Annotated in this window: 14 protein-coding genes; 12 read left to right on the top strand and 2 right to left on the bottom strand. The window is 41.4% G+C overall.

Annotation, left to right across the window (positions count from 1 at the left end; all coding sequences use genetic code 11):
- The 10 genes from AC1DQW_RS12165 to AC1DQW_RS12120 all read left to right on the top strand — a co-directional run bounded on the left by AC1DQW_RS12165 (position 1) and on the right by AC1DQW_RS12120 (position 19,184).
- Entirely contained in the window at positions 1-1,386 is a 1,386-nt protein-coding gene (locus AC1DQW_RS12165; RefSeq protein WP_477454329.1) for a SusD/RagB family nutrient-binding outer membrane lipoprotein, read from the top strand.
- Positions 1,387-2,080: 694 nt separating this feature from the next.
- Positions 2,081-2,983 carry an AraC family transcriptional regulator gene (locus tag AC1DQW_RS12160; RefSeq protein WP_477454328.1) on the top strand — a complete coding sequence of 301 codons (903 nt, stop codon included), beginning with the start codon at positions 2,081-2,083 and terminating at the stop codon, positions 2,981-2,983.
- A 49-nt stretch (positions 2,984-3,032) separates the two neighbouring features.
- Entirely contained in the window at positions 3,033-4,832 is a 1,800-nt protein-coding gene (locus AC1DQW_RS12155; protein WP_477454327.1) for a DUF885 family protein, read from the top strand.
- A gap of 144 nt (positions 4,833-4,976) precedes the next feature.
- Positions 4,977-9,131: a hybrid sensor histidine kinase/response regulator gene (locus AC1DQW_RS12150; protein ID WP_477454326.1), complete on the top strand. Its 4,155-nt coding sequence runs from the start codon at positions 4,977-4,979 to the stop codon at positions 9,129-9,131.
- Positions 9,132-9,790: 659 nt separating this feature from the next.
- Positions 9,791-12,952, top strand: coding sequence for a SusC/RagA family TonB-linked outer membrane protein (locus tag AC1DQW_RS12145; protein ID WP_477454325.1), 3,162 nt, complete (start codon positions 9,791-9,793; stop codon positions 12,950-12,952).
- 19 nt (positions 12,953-12,971) lie between these two features.
- A complete protein-coding gene (locus AC1DQW_RS12140; protein WP_477454324.1) occupies positions 12,972-14,606 on the top strand; it encodes a RagB/SusD family nutrient uptake outer membrane protein in 1,635 nt (544 codons plus the stop codon).
- Between the two features lie 14 nt (positions 14,607-14,620).
- On the top strand, positions 14,621-15,826 hold the full coding sequence (locus tag AC1DQW_RS12135) for an IPT/TIG domain-containing protein (protein WP_477454323.1): 1,206 nt from the start codon (positions 14,621-14,623) through the stop codon (positions 15,824-15,826).
- A 79-nt stretch (positions 15,827-15,905) separates the two neighbouring features.
- Positions 15,906-16,445 carry a carbohydrate binding domain-containing protein gene (locus tag AC1DQW_RS12130; RefSeq protein WP_477454322.1) on the top strand — a complete coding sequence of 180 codons (540 nt, stop codon included), beginning with the start codon at positions 15,906-15,908 and terminating at the stop codon, positions 16,443-16,445.
- 7 nt (positions 16,446-16,452) lie between these two features.
- A complete protein-coding gene (locus tag AC1DQW_RS12125) occupies positions 16,453-17,364 on the top strand; it encodes an AraC family transcriptional regulator (protein WP_477454321.1) in 912 nt (303 codons plus the stop codon).
- A gap of 77 nt (positions 17,365-17,441) precedes the next feature.
- Entirely contained in the window at positions 17,442-19,184 is a 1,743-nt protein-coding gene (locus tag AC1DQW_RS12120) for an alpha-L-arabinofuranosidase (protein ID WP_477454320.1), read from the top strand.
- Between the two features lie 124 nt (positions 19,185-19,308).
- Here the strand turns inward: AC1DQW_RS12120 and AC1DQW_RS12115 are convergent, their stop codons facing one another.
- Together AC1DQW_RS12115 and AC1DQW_RS12110 are read right to left on the bottom strand one after the other, a co-directional pair.
- The gene (locus AC1DQW_RS12115) at positions 19,309-19,563 is read right to left on the bottom strand and encodes a LytR/AlgR family response regulator transcription factor (RefSeq protein ID WP_477454319.1); all 255 of its coding nucleotides are present in this window, start codon (positions 19,561-19,563) and stop codon (positions 19,309-19,311) included.
- Positions 19,564-19,693: 130 nt separating this feature from the next.
- Positions 19,694-19,849, bottom strand: coding sequence for a hypothetical protein (locus AC1DQW_RS12110; RefSeq protein WP_477454318.1), 156 nt, complete (start codon positions 19,847-19,849; stop codon positions 19,694-19,696).
- A 42-nt stretch (positions 19,850-19,891) separates the two neighbouring features.
- Here AC1DQW_RS12110 and AC1DQW_RS12105 point away from each other — a divergent pair, with 42 nt between their 5' ends.
- Positions 19,892-20,968 (top strand): cellulase family glycosylhydrolase, encoded by a 1,077-nt coding sequence (locus tag AC1DQW_RS12105; protein WP_477454317.1) that lies wholly within the window; start codon positions 19,892-19,894, stop codon positions 20,966-20,968.
- A gap of 311 nt (positions 20,969-21,279) precedes the next feature.
- Positions 21,280-22,476 carry an N-acetylglucosamine-6-phosphate deacetylase gene (nagA, locus tag AC1DQW_RS12100; protein WP_477454316.1) on the top strand — a complete coding sequence of 399 codons (1,197 nt, stop codon included), beginning with the start codon at positions 21,280-21,282 and terminating at the stop codon, positions 22,474-22,476.
- Positions 22,477-22,478 lie beyond the last annotated feature (2 nt).

The raw sequence follows: 22,478 nt of genomic DNA, 5'->3' as shown, positions 1-22,478 counted from the left end.
ATGAAAAAAATATTAATGATTTTACTATCATGTATCCTGATAAGTGTTTCGGGGTGTAAAAAATATATCAACGTTAACCAAAATCCTAACCAGCCTATTGATGTGGCAGAAGCGCAAATTCTTGCCCCGGTTGAATTAGCTATTGCATCAAACCTATATGCCGGAAATGTAGCCATGATTGTGCAGGAGTATATGCAGGTTGCCGCACTTAACCAGGTTGCACCCAATGCAGGCACTTATTTAATGTATAATTCGGATATGGACGGCGATTGGAACAGCCTGTATGTTACCTGTTTAAATAACCTGGTAACGCTAAACAAAAAGGCTGTAAGCGATGGGAAAACAAATTATGCCGGTGTGGCTAAAATTTTAACAGCCTACTGCCTTGGTGCCGGAACTGATCTTTGGGGTGATATCCCTTACGCACAGGCCTTTAATGGCAGCTCCAACTTTACGCCGGTATACGATGCTCAAAAAGATATATATACCCAGGTACAGGGCTTGTTAGACGCAGGTATAGCCGATATTGCTAAAAACGGCACGGCAACTCCAGGCGGAGACGATTTCTTTTATGGCGGCGATATGAGTAAATGGACAAAACTTGCTTATACCTTAAAAGCCCGTTATTATATGCACCTTGCTAAGGCGCCCGGCTACACTGCAGCAGCACAGGCTCAGTTAGCCCTTACAGCACTGCAAAGCGGTATGCAATCAAATGATGATGATTTAAAAATGAACTATACCGGTGCAGCCGGTGGCGAAAACCCATGGCAGCAAAATTTTATATCGGCCAGCACAATGGTATTGGCAAACACCCTGGTTAATGGTTTTAAAACACGCAATGATCCCCGGTTAACTATTATGGTTGCTCCTGCAACTGCAACCGGCTTGTATACTGGTCTTGGTGAAGGTTTGAACACCATAGGCCAATTGGAAGAGTACTCCCGCCCAGGGGCTTTTTACGGTGCAGCCGGGGCAACTAACTATATTGTAAATTACTCAGAAGCACTATTTATAAAAGCTGAAGCCACACTGATAACTTCGGGCTATTTAAGTGCACAGCCTGTTTACCAGGCTGCGGTTTTATCACATATGACCAAGCTTGGGGTAAGTACAGCTAATGCCGGCACCTACCTGGCTTCAAGAGCGCTTACCAGCAGTAATGCCGAACAATTGATCATTGAGGAAAAAGGCATAGCAAATTTCCTTTCGCTCGAAAACTTTAATGATTACAGGCGTACAGGCTTTCCGGCCTTATCACCGGCGCCAAATGCGCTCTCTGCTATTCCGCGAAGGGTATTATACCCCCAGGCAGAAATTATTTCAAATCCACAGTCTCAGCAGAGTGCCAAATTAACCGACAGACTTTGGTGGGATACTAAATAATCATGACGTTATAAAAGGTTTGTCATCCTGAACGGAGTGAAGGATCTATTCGCAGACTTTACAGGGCGAAGAAGCATGACGAATAATAGATCCTTCACTCCGTTCAGGATGACAAAAAGTTTTTTTGCAAAAACTTCATTACAAGTTGTAGAATCCCAGACTTCCGAAGAATCCCAGACTTACGAAGTTTTAAAAACTTCGGAAGTCTTTCGCCGGTTTGTCATTCTCGCTGGATATGTGCTTCGCGGACGCAAAAAACATTATCGGATTAAATTTAAACAACCTCTTAATACTCCCATGAAATAAAATTTAACGCCTTGTAGTTAATTTGCCCGTCTTCCTTAATTGGAGGCGGGCATTTTTTATTTTAAAACCGACAATCGCACAATAAAAAAACGGATTTTTTTTCTGAAAATAACGTGTTGTTTTTTTAGCACTAATTGCATAATGAATAATTATAATGCTTTTGTAGTGTGAACAGAAAATAAGCACAGGTTTAATTTTGATTATTGTTGTTTACTTAGCATTTAATTTTTTTAAGAAAAAAGTTAAAATTTGTGGTTTTCTTCAATTTTTCAGCCGTTCAACTGCATGAAATTAACAGATGATAGCAGTATTTTATCCGGTTAATGCCAGATGTTGGTTATTAGAGTTAAGTAATTGTAAATTCAAAGTGGATTAATAAAAATAAAGAATGAAAGTTTTACAATTTACTATCCCTGTACCGCACGATAAAAGCGTGATTGCAGAAAAAGTTTCTCTGCCGTATCACTATCCTTACCTGCACCGTCATAAAGAAATACAAATCACCTGGATCCAAAGGGGAGAGGGTACCCTGATAGCCGGTAATAACATGCATGATTACTCATCTGGTGATATATTTTTGCTGGGTGCCAACTTGCCACATGTATTTAAAAGCAACCCCGAATATTTTGTAAACGATGGCAACAAACAAATAGAAGCCATATCCATATTTTTCAATCCCGAGGGAGCATTATCCTCCTTATTTGATTTGCCCGAGCTGAAATTAAGCAAAATGTTTATGCAACAACATCAGCAGGGATTTAAAGTGCCACATAGCGCAGTTGATAAGGTATCGCAAATTATGATGGGGCTAAAAAATGCCTCGGGTACAGATCAGCTTGTGCAGTTTTTTAGTTTGCTTAAAGGACTCACCACTATCAGGGGGAAACTTGACCCATTATCAACCTATGGCAACTTACCGGGCATAACCGAAAACGAGGGTATAAGGATAGGTAACATCTATAACTTTATTATGCAGCACTACAGCGAGCAGATCACCCTGGAGGATGTAGCCAAAGTAGCCTTCATGACCCCCGAATCTTTTTGCCGCTATTTTAAGAAACATACCGGGCATACCTTTATTTCATTCCTGAACGAGATCAGGATCAACGAAGCATGTAAAAAACTGATAGCCCATAAGTTTGAAAGTATAAATACGGTTGCCTACAAATGCGGCTTTAAAAGCATCACCAATTTTAACCGTGTTTTTAAATATGTAATAGGCAACTCGCCACGCGGCTATCTTGATTCTTATAACAATAACCTCATTAGCCTGAGCAGGGCAGCAAGCTAAACTCATTTGATTAAATAACTACTTCTACTTACGCTTTAAATATTCCATTGTGCCAATCACAACAAAAAAACTGTACACCTTTATCATTGTATTTTGCTTAACCATATGTGCATTTGCAGCTAATGCACAAACCGGCACATCCGCTGCCAGTCTTTACGAACAAACCAGTGAATTAGCCGGTAAAATAATTCAATATGGGCAGGATATAAATGCCATAAAAGATTTTTACTCGCCATATAATGTAAATGAGCATGCCGAAGATCAGGATAAAATGAATGTACTTAATTCACCCGAACAGCGTAAAAGGCTGGTTGAGGTGAATAACGACTATTTAAAGCAACTGCAGCAAACAGATTTTGAGTCGCTGAGCATTTATGGCAAGGTTGATTATATATTGCTTAAAAAACGGATATATTTTGATCTGAATGAGCTGAAAAAAGAAGAAGAGAAGTATAACCAGGTAACAAAATACCTTTCATTCGCGGATGAGATCTACCTGTTAGAGAAAAAGCGTCGCCGCGGTGACTTTGTGGATGGCGAAAAAGTGGCTACTGAACTTAATGGTATCCTTAAACAACTTAAAGCAGATTCGGCAGTATATTCAAAAAATGTAAGCGTGGATATGCCGCTGGCAAAAATTATCCGCGATGCGCTTATTGGTTTAAAAGGAAGGTTAAAGGATTTTTATGGATTTTATAATGGTTATGATCCTGCCTTTAGCTGGTGGGTGCCAGAGCCTTATAAAGCCCTTGATAAGGCATTGTTGAAATATAGCGAATTGGCAAAGCGTAAAGGAAAAGTTAATACAACTCAAAAGCCCGATAGCAGCGGCATAAAAGGTATACCCATTGGGCGTGATGCGTTGATAAGCCAGTTACAGGCCGAAATGATCCCATACACACCGGATGAACTTATAAAGCTGGCTAACAAAGAATTTGCCTGGTGTGATAAAGAAATGCTAAAAGCATCGCAGGAAATGGGCTTTGGCAACGATTGGAAAAAAGCGCTGGAAAAGGTAAAAAACAGTTATGTACCAGTAGGGCATCAGCCAGAACTTATTGTGAAACTATATAATGATGCCATCAGCTTTATTAAAGAGCGCGACCTGATAACCATACCTCCGCTTGCCGAAGAAACCTGGGGCATGGTCATGATGTCGCCGGAAAGGCAGCTGGTTAACCCTTTCTTTACAGGTGGTAAAGAGATCAGCATATCGTACCCTACAAATACCATGGAGGCCCGGGATAAGCTGATGAGTATGCGGGGCAACAACCCTTATTTTTCAAGAGGTACCGTACAGCACGAATTGATCCCCGGTCATAACCTGCAATATTTTATGAATAGCCGGTACAAGGCCTACAGGCAGGATTTTACAACTCCCTTCGCTACCGAAGGCTGGGCCTTATATTGGGAACTATTACTATATGATAAAGGCTTTGCCAAAACACCCGAGGAGCGGGTTGGTATGCTGTTTTGGCGCATGCACCGCTGTGCCCGCATTATATTTTCTTTAAATTACCATTTAGGCAACTGGACACCGCAACAATGTGTTGACTTTTTAGTAGATAGGGTAGGCCACGAAACAGCAAATGCTCAAGGCGAAGTAAGGCGCTCATTTGAAGGTGGATATAGCCCGCTTTACCAGGTAGCTTATTTACTGGGCGGATTGCAGCTTACGGAGCTGAAAAAGGAAATGGTTGATAGCGGCAAAATGACCTACAAGCAATTTCACGATGCCGTTATAAAAGAGAATCTTATTCCCATAGAAATGGTAAGGGCTACGTTAACAAATCAACCCTTAAAAAAGGATTTTACCACCAGCTGGAAGTTTTACGATTTTAACAAATAATCGCCTGCGTTCTTTTACCGTACTTAACTAAAAATCGATAGTCCTATGGTAAGCTATGATTTTTCTTAATATTTCTTCATTTTAATGCTATATTTATGGTTATTTATCCGGGGTTATAAACCATTGTATACGCTTAGTACCGCCATGAGGCTTAGGATTTTCCTATTGATTTTTTTGATGCAGTTTGTGCTGCTTACGGTAACCGCGCAAAATAACCAGTTCCTTTTTTCGCACCTCGATATCAAAGCGGGCCTGTCGCATAACCAGGTAAACTGCATTTATAAAGATAAAAAGGGGTTTATGTGGTTCGGCACACTATCGGGCTTAAATAAGTACGATGGCTATAGCTTTAAAACCTTTAAACACATTGACGGCGATACCACAACCTTAGATGACGATTATATTGTAAGCATAAACCCCGGGCCCGAAAATAAATTGTGGATAGAAACCCGTACAGGTTTTAATATATATGATCCTGCTACAGAAAAGTTTAGCAAAAATCTGAAGGATTTTATGTATAAAATTAAAGTGTATGATACGTACATTTTAGCCATTAAAAAGGATAGGTTCGGCAATTTTTGGTTTCTGGAACACAATAAAGACCAGGGTATTTTTAAGTACGATCCCGTAAAAAAAGAGACTATCAAACTGGTTCATAAAGATGGCGATACCACTTCTATTTATTCAAACCTGGTTACCGATCTGTCGGTTGATTCAAAGGGAAATATCTGGATTGTATCCAGTTCCGGCATATTAGAGCGGCTCGATCCCCGGAGCTATAAAGTTAATTACAGGCTAAAACTTGGCCAGCTACCTGCGGCTTTAAGCACAACCTATAAGATATTTATTGATAAGCAGGATGATATCTGGACTTTTGTCCCCAGTTACTCAAAAGGGGTATTTTTTATCAGCCTCAAAAACAAAATATTTAAGCACCTTTTAAAATCAACCGGCAATATAAATACAGATGTAATATCAGACGTAACCCAGGACTTTCAAAACAGGATGTGGATTGTTACCGACCATGGTGGTATAAATTTACTAAACAAGCGGGATTTTAAAACTCAATACCTGCTTAACCGCGAAGACGATGATAAAACAGTAGCTCAAAATAGTATCATCTGTGTTTATGTGGATGATTTAGGTATTATTTGGTGCGGTACTTATAAGCACGGCATTAGTTATTATCATCAAAGCATTATTAAGTTTGCCAATTATACACATCATCTGTCTGATAAAAATAGCCTGCCGTTTAGTGATGTTAACAGCTTTGCCGAAGATAAACTGGGCAATATATGGATTGGCACCAATGGGGGAGGGCTAATTTATTGGGACAGGAAAGCAGACACTTTTAAACAATATTTGCACAATGCTGCCGATAAAAACAGTCTCACCAATAACGTGATAGTTAAGCTGTTTATTGATCACGAACAAAAGTTGTGGATAGGCACCTACTATGGTGGACTTGATTGTTTTGATGGTAAAGCTTTCAAGCACTACAAGCATTCAGATTCCAATGCCAACAGCATATCTGAAGACAGAGTTTGTGCCATAGCAGAAGATAGTGAAAACAATTTGTTAGTGGGTACTATATCGGCTGGTTTGAATATCCTTGATAAAAACAGGAATGTTGTAGCAGTTTACAGGCTTGAAGGAGATGTGAGTAAAAGTACAATTCACTCCAATTATATAAGTGCGGTAATTGAAGACAGGCATAAAAATTTATGGATTGTAACAGCTTATGGTTTAGATCTTTTACTGAAAAAAAACCATCGGTTTCTACACTATTTACATGATGATAATAATCCCAACAGCCTGATTAATAATAATACCAATAATATTCTTGAAGATACAGATGGCTTGATATGGATAAGCACCCGCGAGGGAATAAGCATATTTGATTACAAAACCAGCAAGTTTACCAATCTCAACAAGCTTAATGGTTTGCCGGATAATACAGTGATTGATATGCAGGAGTATAGCAGGAATAACATTTGGGTGAGTACGCCCAATGGTTTATCCAGTATTTTTATCGATCGGTCATCAGGTAAGTTAAAATTTCGTTTTGTAAATTATAATGAAACAGAGGGGCTGCAAGGGCGGGAGTTTACCGAAAATTCATCATATAAAACCCGTGAAGGGGAATTATTGTTTGGCGGAGGTAATGGTTTTAACCTGTTTAAACCGTCAAATATTGTTACCAATAAAAAACAACCAGATTTGATATTTACTGATTTTCAGGTATTTAACAGGAGTTTAAATGTTGGTGAAAAAGTTAATAGCCGGGTTTTACTGCCAAAATCAATATCAGTTTTGAAAAACCTTAAACTTAATTATGATGATAATGTATTCGCTATAGAATTTGCGGCACTTAATTATTTTAACCCAGGTAAGGTAAAATACCAGTATAAAATGGTGGGTTTTGATAATGATTGGATAAATGCCGATAACAAAACAAGAAAAGCCCCCTATACCAACCTCGATCCTGGTAATTATACATTTAAAGTAAGGGCCGGTGATAATGAGGGCTGGAATAATAAAGAACTTACATTAAACATCAGTATATCACCGCCATTCTGGAAAACTACCTGGGCTTATATCTTATATGTTGGCCTGGCAGTTGGTTCGCTATTGTATTTAAGAAAACGCGGCATCGAAAAGTTACGCGCGCAATTTTCTATTGAGAAAGAGCGGGAAGAGGCTCAGCGGATGCATGAACTTGATTTGATGAAGATTAAATTCTTCACAAACGTTAGTCATGAGTTCCGGACGCCTTTATCGCTCATTATGGCCCCGGTTGATAAGATACTTAAACAAATTAATGAACCCGAAGTGCAGCGTCAGCTTATGCTGGTGAACCGTAATGCAAAACGTTTGCTCAACCTGGTTAATCAGCTGCTTGATTTCAGGAAGATGGAATACCAGGAGCTAAAGCTGCATAAGATGAATGGCAATATTATCAGTTTTATAAAAGAGCTGTCTTTTGCTTTCACCGATGTGGCTGATCAAAAAAATATCCGTTTTGTGTTTGATTCGGAAATTGAAAGCTATTATACAAGTTTTGATCATGATAAAATAGAAAGGATCATGTTCAACCTGCTTTCAAATGCTTATAAGTTTACACATGATGGTGGGCAGGTAAGCGTTTTGATTAACCTGGTAGATAAAGGAGATGAAAATGATGACTTGCTGGAAATCAGGGTTGTAGATACGGGAATAGGTATTGCTGCCGATAAGCTTAACCGGATATTTGATCCATTTTTTCAGAATGATCTGCCGGGATCTATGCTCAACCAGGGTAGTGGGATAGGTTTATCGATAACCAAAGAGTTTGTAAAGCTGCATGATGGTGAAATTTTTGTTGAAAGTGAGTTTAACCAGGGAAGCTGTTTTACAGTTTTATTGCCTGTAAGCCGGTTAGATAACATTGTTTTTACCGATACACTTTTACCATTTGACCATACCAATGAATCATTACCCCACAAAGCCCTGCAAAGGAACGATCTTCATAAAGAGAACCGGGATGGTAAAAAACCTACCGTATTATTGGTGGAGGATAATGAAGATTTCAGATTTTACATTAAGGACAATTTAAAATCGGCATTTAACATAATTGAAGCCGAGAACGGTAAAAAAGGTTGGCAAAAAGCACTGGCCCAGCATCCTAACGTGGTTGTGAGCGACATCAGTATGCCCGAAATGAACGGTATTGATCTGTGTTTAAAAATCAAGAATGATAAACGCACCTCACATATTCCTGTAATATTGTTAACGGCATTAACCGGGGAAGATCAGCAGTTAAAAGGGTTGGAAACAGGTGCTACCGATTATCTAACCAAACCTTTTAACTTCGAGATACTTCAGTCGAAGATCAGAAATATACTGAGCCAGCAGGAAAGCATGCGCAAAACCTATACCAAGCAGGTGGAAGTAAATCCTACCGAGATGCATGTGGATTCGCCGGATGAGCTGTTCATTAAAAAGGTGCTTATTCTGATAGACAGCAATATCTCGAACCCCAATTTTTCTGTTGAGGAATTAAGCAACGAGGTTTTTGTAAGCCGGTATACCTTATATAAAAAGATATTGGCTATGACAGGCAAAACTCCTAATGAACTGGTGCGATCCATGCGGTTAAAGCGAGCTGCCCAGCTTCTGGAAACAGGGCATCTAACCATATCCCAGATCTGCCATAAAGTAGGTTTTAAAAGCCAGAAATACTTTGTAAAGATGTTTAAGGCCGAATACAATACCATTCCATCTAAATACCTGGAAGATGCCGAAGAGGCAGAATTATAGTTTACTATACTATAATTTTCCTTTACGGAAATCGATTTTTGTAGGTCTTTTATTTATAAAACATAGATATATATAAGTTTTCTTTTGGCGTTTCAAGTGGTTTTTCCGACAGAAACAGGCAGCCTTAAGTTATCAACTTTGTTTCCGCAATATGTAAGCGTCTGCGCTGTCAGGTGCAAATTGGGTTTCGATACCCTTCAGTTGTTAGCACCAAACTAATACTATTATGGCATTTTCAAAAACAAGATCACGGCAGTATGGGGATACATTTGTAATCTTTTTTGTGCGTTTTAATTGCAAATATCTCCTTTTATTTAATTAAATATCTGATAATCAATTAGATAGTTAAGGTTGACATTTGTGCCCCTATTTATCCACAACCGGGGTTTGTTTAGCATATAATTTTACCATCAACAAAACGAATATTCAATGAATTGCTTTTAGCATATCAGCTGAATAATAAACCTGGAGAATTAGTTTACAAATTTTAGTGAAGACAGTTTACCCGCAATTATAGCTGGCCTACCTGTAGATGCCGGTTGAAGTTGTTAACCTGCATCTGTCCGAACCTATTGATCTGTTTCTGATTTGAAGAACGTGTGTACCAATTAGCAAAACCAAAAACAATCAATAAATCAATTATCAATTAACCAATTATTATGCGAAAAATTCTACGAATAGCATTGCTGTTCCCTTTACTGTTAATGTGCATCCGGGGGGTGGCACAAAACCAGGGAACGGTGATCCAGGGAACAGTTTCTGACGAAAAAGGTGTTACCCTGCCTGGTGCTACAGTATCAGTTAAAGATACCAAGGTTTCGGTTGTAACCGATATTAACGGTAAATACAGTGTTACCCTACCCGCAAACGCCAAAACTCTTGTTTTTTCGTTTATCGGAGCCGAGAAGCAGGAAGTGCTTATTGGCGCTAAAACAACAATTAATGTTACGCTTAAATCATCAACAACAAGTTTAGCCGAAGTTACCGTAGCGATTGGTTACGGCCAGCAAAAGCGGCAGGATGTAAACGGTGCCATATCATCAATAAAGGCATCAGATATAGCCAATGTGCCACAATCAAGTGTAGATCAGTTATTGCAGGGCCGAGTTGCCGGTGTAACGGTTACGCAAAACTCAGGTGCGCCGGGTAGTCAAACATCGGTTCACATCCGTGGTATATCGTCATTGTCAGGCTCAAACGAGCCATTGTACGTTATTGATGGCGTGCCCATATTTGGCGATGCTAATAACCGGGCCACCAGCGGCCGTTCTGCCGCCTTAGGTAATAATGATGAAGTTGCGGTAAGCCCGTTGTCGATGCTTAACCCGAGCGATATCGAGTCCATAGATGTATTAAAGGATGCTTCATCAACAGCCATTTACGGTTCAAGAGGCTCAAATGGTGTAATCATTATTACCACCAAGCGAGGTAAAAACGGAAGCGCCCGTGTTGGTTATGATGGTTATTATGGTTTTCAGCAACAGGGTAAATTTTTACCCATGATGAACCTGCAGCAATATGCGACTTTGCAAAACGCCCTTGCCGACAACGTGCAGGTACCCCGCAGAGCTGAGTTTGCATCGCCGGAATTATTAGGCAAGGGTACCAATTGGCAACAAGAAGTTTTCAGGACTGCGCCACAGCAAAGTCACCAGGTATCAGTATCGGGTGGTAAGGATGGCGTGGATTATTATGTATCGGGCGGCTTTTTTGATCAAAAGGGTACTATACTGGGCAGTACTTACAAACGCTATAGCCTACGCTCAAACATTAATACCCAAGTTAAGGAATGGCTTAAGTTTGGTGCAGTAATAGGTGGAACCCGTAGCGAAGAAAACAGGGGCCTTAGCGATAACAACGGCATTGTATATACCGCATTATTAAGCGCTCCCGATGTACCGGTCAGAAACCCTGATGGATCATTCGCAGGCCCTATTCTTACCGGCGATAATGCGACAGGAGGTTCTATAAATCCTGTTGCGCAGGCTTTATCTTTAACCAATACGCTGGTTAGGCACAATGTCAACAGCAGCTTATATGCTGATATAAAAATATACCGCGATTTAACCTTACGGTCGGAAGTTAACGGCGATTTTAACTGGTCGAAAGCATTGCAGTTTAACCCAACTTATGCCTGGGGAGGGTACATTAATAAAACAGCCAATTTAACCGAATCATGGCAAACGCAAATTTACTGGGGATGGAAAGAGTATTTCTCATACAACCACACATTTGCCAAAAAACACAATGTATATGCCACACTGGGTTACGAGGTTAACGAAGCGCAATGGAACGGCGTAAGTGCTTACACACAAAGCTTTTACAGTAATGATTTGCAAACCCTGAACCTGGGTGATGCGAAATCGGCACGGATTGACGAGTATAAGGGCAGCCAGGCGATGCAATCGGGTATAGCGCGCGTAGTTTATACCTTCGATAGTAAATACAGCTTAACAGCAACAGGCCGTTCAGACAGGTCGTCGAAATTTGCCGAAGGTCATCAAACAGGCTTTTTTCCTTCGGTAGCCGTTTCATGGCGCTTATCTGAAGAGCCGTTTTTGGCAGGCATTAAAAATATAGCAGATAACGTGAAACTAAGAGCCAGTTACGGGCAGGTTGGTAACCAAAACGTACCCAACTACCTATATGGCGCAGCTTTAAAGCCGTCTGCAACAGGTTTTGGTACAGGCTTTTTAATCGACAAGATCAAAAATTCTAACCTAACATGGGAATCCGGGATCCAAACCGATTTCGGTATCGATTTCAGTTTGTTCAATAACAGGATTGATGCAAGTGCTGATTATTATGATAAGACATCAAAAAATTTTCTTTTCCAGGCAGCACTACCCGCATTTCTTGTGGGCGAAGGTGCAAGCGGATCATACCTTGGTGGTGTAAACCCGCCATATTTTAACTCTGGTAAGCTGAGCAACAAAGGGTTCGAATTTTCTATCAACAGCAAAAATATTGTCGGTAAAGATTTTAAATGGGCAACCACTTTAAATTTCTCGCACTACAAAAACAAAGTGCTTTCATTAGCTAACGGAACGCCGTTTATTGCAGGCAATATTACCAATGGCTTCTTAAACAGGGGTATTACCCGTACCGCTGTAGGGCAACCGGTTGGTGAGTTTTATGGTTATGTAACAGATGGCTTATTTAAAAGCGATGCGGAGTTGGCCAGCTCAAAAACCCAATTCGACAGGCCAATCGCGAATAGCTCTACAGGTACATGGTTAGGCGATATAAGGTATAAGGATTTAAATAACGACGGCCTGATTAATGAAAAAGACCAGACTTACCTGGGTAACCCTAACCCTAAGTTTACTTACGGTATTGCCAATACGTTCTCTTATAAATCCGTTGATCTAAACATCTTCATGACCGGCTCATACGGCGCTAAAATATTGAACGCGTTAAATTATACAACTGCGGGCTTATCGGGCCTGTACGTGAACCAGCTGCAATCATCTGCTAATTTCTGGAGCCCGAGCAACCCAACATCTAATATCCCGGCACCGCGTGCCGGTTTGGATAACCCMAACCTGTTTACATCTGATAGGTTTTTAGAAAGCGGATCGTACTTAAGAATCCAGAATGTAAACCTTGCATGGAACCTGCCACAAAAATGGACCCGCAAGATAAAACTGAACAGGTTTAAGGTATTTGCGAGCGGTCAAAACCTGTACACATTTACTAAATACAAAGGTTTAGACCCCGAAGTTGGCGCCATGAACCAGAATGTGTTTTTAACAAACGTTGATTTGGGCCGCTACCCATCTCCACGCACAGTAACATTTGGTGTTAACGCTGAATTTTAATCCATAAAAAGAATTTAACATGAAAAGACATATAAAATATTTTATAGGCGTTACGGTGATGAGCACATTCACAGTAACCGGTTGTAAAAAGGAATTTTTTAACAGACCGCCCGAGGACGCTATTACTGTAGATAACTTTTATAAAACAAACGACCAGGTAGCCGCGAGCACCAACGCATTGTATAACTCGCCATGGTTTAACTGGAACAACAAAGCAGGCTGGGCAATTACAGAACTGGCCGGCGGTAACGGGCGTACCTATTCTGATGACGTAATAAGCCTGTTCAATTTCTCGCTTACCAATATTAACCCCCGCCTTGCCGATGCCTGGAACTCTTTATTTACGGTTGTTGCGCAATCAAACGCTGTCATCAATAACGTACCTAATGCTCCGGCATCGGTTGACAAGGCTGTTATCAATAATGCCCTTGGCGAGGCGCATTTTATGCGTGCTATAGCCTACTTCCATATTGTAAGGTTATGGGGCAATGTGCCTATCATCGAGAACAGTGAAGACTTTGTAACCAATTTTCAGGTTAATACTAACCCGGTTACTGATGTGTATAAATTCATTATCAACGATTTGAAATTTGCCGAGGCTAATTGTACCAAGATGATCCGCAGCGGATCGAGCCAGGCACAGGGCCATGTTTCAAGCGGTTCGGCATCGGCATTGCTGTCAAAGGTATACCTGTATATGGAAGATTACACCAATGCCCGGGCTGAGGCGGAAAAGGTAATCAATAGCGGCGAGTTTAAATTGTACCGTGGTTATATAAATGATGCACAAATAGCATCAGGCGGCTACACCGGTTTGGTAGACGGTAAATATTATGACGATTTGTTTAAAACTGCTAACAACAATAACGAAGAATCTGTTGCGGCCTTGCAATGGGCAGGTGGTGCATCTTATGGCCATGGAAACTCTATACAGGCTTCGTGGGCAATAAGTGGTGTTACAGGCACCGGTGACGGCTATTCTGTAATGGGTCCAACAATTGACTTTCAAAGAGCTTACGAGCCAGGCGATAACCGCAAGCATGCCACTATTATGCTGGCCGGCGATAAGTACCCTGAAATTGACCAGGCCAGTGGAGGTTTCACCGTGCCTAATAATGTGAACTCACAGGGTACCAAAGCAGGTATGAAAAAGTATGTAGTGGGTACGCCGGCAGATAATGGCGGTGTAGGCGCGGCACAATCAGCCGCAAACAATACCTACCTGATGCGTTACGCCGAAGTTTTACTGATTGAGGCAGAAGCTATTTTAGGCAGCAACGGCAGCACAACTGATCCGCTTGCTTTAAGGTATTACAACATGATCAGGAACAGGGCTGGTTTAAATACTGTAACATCATTTACCAAAAATGATATCCTACACGAACGCCGGATGGAGCTTGCTTTTGAATTTGATTATTGGTTTGATTTGGGCCGTATTGATGGCTGGCAAGGTATTTTAAAAGTAAACCACCCTAAAGCTGTAGCAATTTTAAGCAACCAGGAGCGTGGCACATTTAGTAATGATACCCCGCCGGTTGTATACAGCCAGAAAAATGTAGCGCAAAGTTCGTTTTTTGTGTTTCCTTACCCGCAAACAGAAACCGCAACTGACCCTAAATTATTAGATCCACCGGTTCCTTACGTATTCAAATAGTAAAAAGCATTAACATGAAAAAAATATTTAAACAATCAGGACGCCTATACTTACTGCTGGCCGTGTTGGCTACACTTGCAGTGCAATCCTGTAAAAAGGATAAAAACAACTACGGAACAGGTGCGCCCACTATTTCCCGTGTGCGCACGCTTACCAAAGATAGCCTGACATCAATTGAACACCGGATAACGCTTGATTCGTCCTCAACTTATGGCGAGCATAGACCAACACCGTTTGACTCTACCACCACATCGGGTAAAATATATACCCCGTATATGATTGTGGGTGCAAACCTGGGCAGTGCAACGCATATCTACGTCAATGGCGTCGAAATTTATTTCAACACCGCGCTGGCAACGGATAAGAGCCTTATTATCAATATACCTACAACTGTGCCTTTTAGTGATGCAAGCACGCCTAATAAGTTGAAGGTAGTGACCCAGAATGGCTCGGTTGATTTTAATTTTATCATCGAGCAGCCTTTCCCATCCATCACATCGGTGAACTTTACCGCAGGTAATGCCGGCGACCTGATCGTTATCAACGGAACTACATTTAACGGCTTGAGTAGTGTTAAGTTTGGTACAACTCCGGCACAGATAGTTTCCTTTACACCTACGCAGGCTACAGTGAAAGTACCCGCTGGTTTATCAGGCCCAAATATTATCTCGGTTACTACTACCGCTACTTTGGGTGGTGGTACAACATCGGGGCCCCTAGGATCAAATGGCATAAATCTGAGTATCCCAGACAATCACACCGAAGCTTTCGGTGTATATCCTTTCGGATTTTCGCAGGCTGCGTTTGAAGATAGTTTTGAAAACGGATGGGGGCAATATGGTTGGAGCAATTCGCCCGATGGTAACAATAGTTCGCCTGTTGCACGCGGTAGCAAATCAATAAAGGTACAGTATGCCGGTGGCTACGATGCTTATGTTATTCAGGCTCCAGGCAATGTTGCTTTAAAAAGCTTTAAAATGTCGATTTATGGTGGTAAGGGTTCCGATAACAAGGTTATACATATATTACTTGATTATAACTTTAATAACGCAGTAGCAATTACTTTAAAAGAAGGCGTTTGGACAAACTTTAATATCCCGATGACGGCCTTTGTAAATACTGGGGGCACAGCGCCTAAAACAGTAAATTCAATTATTTTCCAGGAATTTAGTGGAGTAGCTTCGTTGTTTTATTTAGACGACGTAGGCGTTATACAGTAATATGTTGCTTTAAGATAATACCCATCCCCTGGCCGAATTGAGTAGGCCAGGAGATGGTATTTTAAAACTCACATGAACAATGAAGGCGATTAAAATAACGTGCTGCATAAGTTTAATTATGCTGAGCTTACTGGCTAAAGCGCAAAAAAACCTGGTAACCAATAGCGGTTTTGAAGATGAATTGTACGGATGGAGCGGAAATAATTTAAAACTTACGCCCTGGGACTTTAAAACCGGCAAAAACAGTTGCGCCATTATCAGCACAACTATCGATAATTGGATGGGTACCGACCAGGTAATCCGCATCCCCAAAAAAAACACAACTATTGAGTTTGGCGCCTGGATAAAAGTCATAAATGTTGTTAAAGGTAAAAATGATTGGGATGGCGCCATATTTAGTGTTGTTTTTATGGATAGCGGCGATAAAGAAATAAACGGTGGCGAAAACATTGCCCGCTTAACAGGTGATCTGGAATGGACTCTTTTTACTAAAGCGATTAAAATACCTGAGAAGGCTTCGAACTTTAAAATTCTTCTTGCAATGGGTAATGCCTCCGGAACGATGATAATAGATGATGTTACAGCCAAGATTGTTGCCGACCAGCTGGCAGTTAAATAAAATTATTATGATGACAAGCAATGTAATGCGCGAAATTACCCCGCTGACAGCCGGCGATTGCTTTACCGTTTTCGCGAAGACCGATAATAAATTTGATTCGCCTCTTCATTATCATGATGATTACGAACTGCATTTGATTTTGAATGCAAAAGGAGCCAAACGCGTTGTTGGGGGCCATATGGACGTAATTGATGATCTTGAACTGGTACTTATCGGCCCCGATCTTTACCATGGCTGGTTTACCAATGAATGTAAAAGTGAAGAGATAACAGAGATCATTATCCAGTTTCATAAGGACCTTTTTGATGAGAAATTTTTAAGGAGAAATCAACTCAGTTTTTTAAAGGGTATGCTTCAACGTGCACCTATGGGTATCATATTCGCTCCGGAAACAATTTTAGCGGTAAAGGAAAGGATTTTGGCCTTGAATAAAAAAAGCGGGTTTATATCTGTTTTAGAACTGCTATCTATTCTGCACGAGTTGTCAACCTCGGTCGACATGAAAACTTTATCGGATCTGAGCTTTATAAATGAAAGATTTTATTACAACAGCCGGCGAATAGAGAAGGTATTTGAGCATATGAACAATAATTACAACCGCCGGGTAACATTGGCCGAGGCTGCCAGGGTTATTCATATGCCCGAAGCTTCATTTAGCCGTTTTATAAAAAAGCGTACCGGCAAAACGTTTACCGATAGTTTAAACGAAATAAGATTAGGGCATGCTTCAAGGATGCTGATAGACTCCACAACTACAGTGGCCGAGATCGCTTATGAATGCGGCTTCAACAACATATCCAATTTCAACAGGATATTTAAACGCAAAAAACAATTCACCCCAAATGAGTTTAGGTCAACCTATATGATAGCAGGTTGTATACTACACCCGCAGGTTAACTTAAAGGCGTCAGTGGCATAATTTTAAAAAAAACACATGTTTGGCAAGCAGGTCATACAAGCCATATTTTAACCCCTATTAAGGCAAAAAACAAAAGAATGAAATTGACGACAAAGAGTGTATTTGTATTATTAATAGCCTTTTTAACATCAGAGGCATGTAAAAAGGAAAAAAAAATTGATACAACGGTGGTTGTCGCTATAGATAACGGAGGCGCAACCGGCCCGATTACATCACCAACAAATCCTGCTATCGCGGTTTCGCAAGGCTTTTTTTTAGATAACTGGGAGGGTAAAATATTTACAAAACCATCGGCGCAAAATGCAGCTAAACCCGGTACCACATCAACGATCACCGTAACCGCAGACTTTGCACAAGTGGTATCAAAAGTTTCAAAGAATTTGTTTGGTAACAATCTTACCCCATATACAGGTCAGTTTACTGATGCCAGCCTTATAAAAAATATCAGTAATCTTTCGCCCAACATTATCAGGGCGCCGGGGGGGAGTACATCAGATGTTTATTTTTATGACCTTCCATCTGGGGGTAAACCTGGCGATGTGCCCGCGCAATTATTAAAAGCCGACGGCACTCCTGATCCTGCTACCGGGTACTGGAGCGGCATGGTTACTGATAACTGGTCAATAAGCCTCGATAATTACTATTCGTTGTTACAAAAAACTAATAGTACGGGTATTATCACCGTAAATTATGGCTATGCGCGTTATGGATTGAGCGACCACCCGGTAGAGACCGCTGCGCATTATGCTGCCCAATGGGTTAGAAATGATAAAGGCCGTACCAAATTATGGGAGGTGGGTAATGAAAATTTTGGTAACTGGGAAGCCGGTTACCGTATTGATGTATCAAAAAATAAGGATGGGCAACCCGAAATTTTAACGGGCCAGCTATATGGAACCCATTTTAAGGTTTTTGCGGATTCGATGCGCAAAGCCGCCAGCGACGTAGGTGCCTCCATTAAAATAGGTGTTGTAATCACCGACGTAGATGACCAAAACAATTCGGTAGGAGTGCAAAACTGGAATGCAGGCGTATTATCAGCCGCCGGTTCATCGCCCGATTTTTTTGTGGTGCATAACTACTATACACCATTTAACCAAAATTCAACTCCAGAGGTTATCCTGGCAACCCCATCAGCGGTTACAACTTCAATGCTAAACTGGGTTAACAGCTCCATTCAAAAGGCAGGCGTGGCACAAAAACCGGTTGCTATGGACGAGTGGAACATATTTGCAGCCGGTTCAAGGCAGCAGGTATCGTATGTGAATGGCGTACACGCGGTTTTGGTACTTGGCGAGTTAATTAAAAACCAGGTAAGTATGGCCTGCCGCTGGGATTTAGCCAATGGCGGCAGCGATGGTAATGATCATGGTTTGTTTACCTATAAACAGGATGGCACAACGGATTTTACCCCGCGACCGGCGTTTTATTACCTGTATTACTTTCAAAAATATTTTGGAGATAGGATGATAAGTTCAACTGTAACGGGTAATACAGATATTGTTAGTTACGCATCTTCGTTTACATCGGGCGAAGCCGGTGTTACATTGGTAAATAAAAGCGGTACCGACCAGGTAGTTAATGTCAACTTTAAAAACTATTATACCGGGGCCAGCTACTACTATTACACATTGAAAGGCGGCACCGATAACGGATCATACTCGGGTAAGGTAATCATAAATAACAACGGTCCATCCGGCGATGTTGGCGGTCCATCAAATTATGCTGTGCTTCCGGCAAGCTCATCAAATACAAGTGGGGGAATAAAAGTTTCCGTGCCGGCAAGAGGAGTTGTGTTCCTGGTTTGCGATAAGAAGTAGTAATGCTATCAATGTTTTGCAAAAGTACCCTATGATATAAAAAAGCATATACCCCTAATTTAATAATTGATTAACATGTAGATAGCCTGCTTTGATTACGATACGTTTGTCGTAGTCAATGCGGCTATTTTTTGTCCCAAAGCCTGTTGGTAACTACCTGCTTTATAACCTGCTCCCGGTAATTACGGCTAATGGGAATTTTGCTGTTCTGAATAAAAATTTCGTTGCCCTCTATACCCTCTATTTTGCCAATTGCTACTACATATGATTTATGTACCCTGATAAAGGCTTTGCCCGCTAAATTCTCCTCCAGATTTTTGAGGGAGAGCATGGTTACATATTTGCCTTTTAAGGTGAATATGTTTACGTAGTTCTGCATTCCTTCTATATAGGCATAATGAGAAGTCGATAGAAATAATCCATCGTGCGTGGCCAAAGGATGACCCTTACTAATGCAAGCGCCCCTGTTGAATTAGAAGGTAAAAGATTCTGTCATGGTCTATTGATCACTACGGCCTTTGTGGTATATTGCCGCAAAGCCCGGTTAAAACTAATGGGCCGGTTGCCGGTTTAACATTGGTCCCGTTGGAAGGCGCAAGATTAAGGATTTCCTCGTTCCCGGCAGTGGAATAAAAATTATACACAGTTTTAGAGTCAAGTGACATATAACATACTGTTAATTAATAAGAACCATAAAACACCTATATATGCAAACTAAATTAAAAGTAGTAGCCCTGGCTTTGTTAATGTCATTGAGCATGAGGCTGGCCGCCCAGCAAAAAGCAACGGCACAAGTATGGTCGCAACAAAGGGCAAAGGAGTGGTATGCTAAAAATCAGTGGCTGGTTGGCAGCGATTTTATACCAAGCAACGCCATAAACCAGCTGGAAATGTGGCAGGCCGATTCATTTGATCCCAAAACTATTGATCGTGAGTTGGGATATGCCCAGGGCTTAGGTATGAATGTAATGCGCGTATTTTTACATCACCTTGCCTGGCAGCAGGATCCGGAAGGGTTTAAGAAACGTATGGATCAATATTTGGCCATATCCAGTAAGCATGGTATCAAAACCATGTTTGTGTTTTTTGATGATTGCTGGAACAAGGTCCCAAAAATTGGCAAACAACCAGGTCCAAAACCAGGGATCCATAACTCCGGCTGGATGCAGGATCCCGGGCAACCGGCATCCGAGGAAATGGCCGATTCCCCGATTCTACAGAAATATGTAAAGGATGTTTTAAGCCGGTTTGCTACCGATAAGCGCATTTTGCTTTGGGATTTGTACAATGAACCAGGCAACTCGGATAAAGGCAATAAATCATTACCGCTGCTTAAAAACATATTTAAATGGGCAAGGCAGATAAATCCGGCCCAGCCGCTAAGCGCGGGTGTATGGGCATGGAATTTAGAGGAACTGAACCGTTTCCAAATAGCTAATTCGGATGTGGTTACTTATCACGATTATTCGCCGGAGGCTGAGCACTTAAAAACTGTTCAGTTCCTTAAAATGGTTGGTCGCCCGCTGATCTGTACTGAGTATATGGCCCGCCCGCGTAACAGCCTGTTTAGTACTGTATTACCGATGTTGAAAAAGGAAAATGTGGGCGCCATCAACTGGGGTTTTGTATCTGGCAAAACCAATACCATTTATGCATGGGATGCCCCAATGCCAGATGGCAGCGAACCTAAATTATGGTTTCATGATATCTTTCGCCAGGATGGTACGCCATATAAAACTGATGAAACCGACTTGATTAAAAGCTTAACCGGGAGAGGGAAATAAATATAAAGCGTTTAGGTGTTCCACCGGAACGGTGGAACGCATTGGAACGGCTGAAACACCTTTTCTGCTGATAGTCAATGCTTTAAGTATTTAAAAAAAAATAGGGGTGGGACACTTAATTGTTTGATTATAAGTGTTTTAGTGTTTTGTGGGTTTTTATTTATTTAAGAAACCATAGGACAAACCGCAGATTTAAATGGGGTAAGCCGTTTGATCAAAGTAGCTAAACCGAACAAATTTTTGCTCGAGAAATATCGGGAAAAATGTATAAATATAGCTAAAACGACTTAACTTGTAGGCCATTATAGCAGATGGATAAACAAATAAAGATCATAAACGGCCGCGTTATTACACCCTATCGCATTAGCAATGCAACGGTGCTTATCAGCGGAAAAAAAATTAAGGCCGTAAGCGAGCGTGATATCGACGCGCCGGATGCTACTGTTATTGATGCAGCAGGTAAATACGTTTCGCCGGGGTTTATTGACATTCATGTGCATGGCGGCGGTGGTCATGATTTTATGGATGGCAGCGAAGAAGCGTTTTTAGCGATAGCCCGCACACATGCCCGCTACGGTACAACAGCCATGGTGCCAACAACCCTTACTTCCGAAAAAGCCGACTTGTTAAAAACACTTGATCTATATGCCCTTGCCGATGCTAAAAATACCATGGGTGCACAGTTTTTGGGCATGCATTTAGAAGGGCCTTACTTTGCCATGAGTCAGCGCGGTGCGCAGGATCCCCGTTATATCCGAAATCCCGATGAGGACGAATACAAAGAGGTCATCGCCTATTCAAAAGCTATTAAACGCTGGAGCGCCGCGCCCGAGTTGCCCGGAGCAATCAAATTTGCCAGGTACCTGCAGGCAAATGGGATCATTCCCGCTTTAGCCCATACCGATGCCATTTATGAGGAAGTTGTGGAGGCTTTTGAAAACGGGTATACCTTGGCTACCCATTTATATTCGGGTATGTCGGGTGTTTCCCGGCGCAATGCTTTCCGGTATGCAGGCGTTATCGAGAGCGCGTTTTTAATAGATGCCATGGATGTTGAAGTAATTGCGGATGGTATCCACCTGCCTGCTCCGTTGTTAAAATTGATTTACAAGATCAAGGGGCCCGATAGAATTGCCCTTATCACTGATGCCATGCGCGCCGCAGGTATGCCCGAAGGAGAAAGTGTGCTGGGCAATAAAGATACCGGGCTAAAAGTAATAGTAGAAGATGGCGTTGCCAAACTGCCCGACCGATCGTCATTTGCCGGGAGTGTTGCCACCTGCGACAGGCTGGTGAGGAATATGGTGAATATGGCGAACGTTCCCCTGGTTGAAGCTATAAGGATGATGACCCAAAATCCGGCTACCATTATGGGGGTAGGCGACAACAAAGGTGCTTTAGCTGCCGGGAAAGACGCCGACGTTGTAATATTTGATGATCAGATCAATATTCAAACAACTATGGTGAATGGCAGGGTAGTGTATGAAGCAAACCAAACACCGGGCTAAAT

This window comes from Mucilaginibacter sp. P5_A4 (assembly GCF_056400605.1).
The sequence above is the reverse complement of the archived record's forward strand: the minus strand, read 5'-3'. Positions and strand labels throughout refer to the sequence as shown.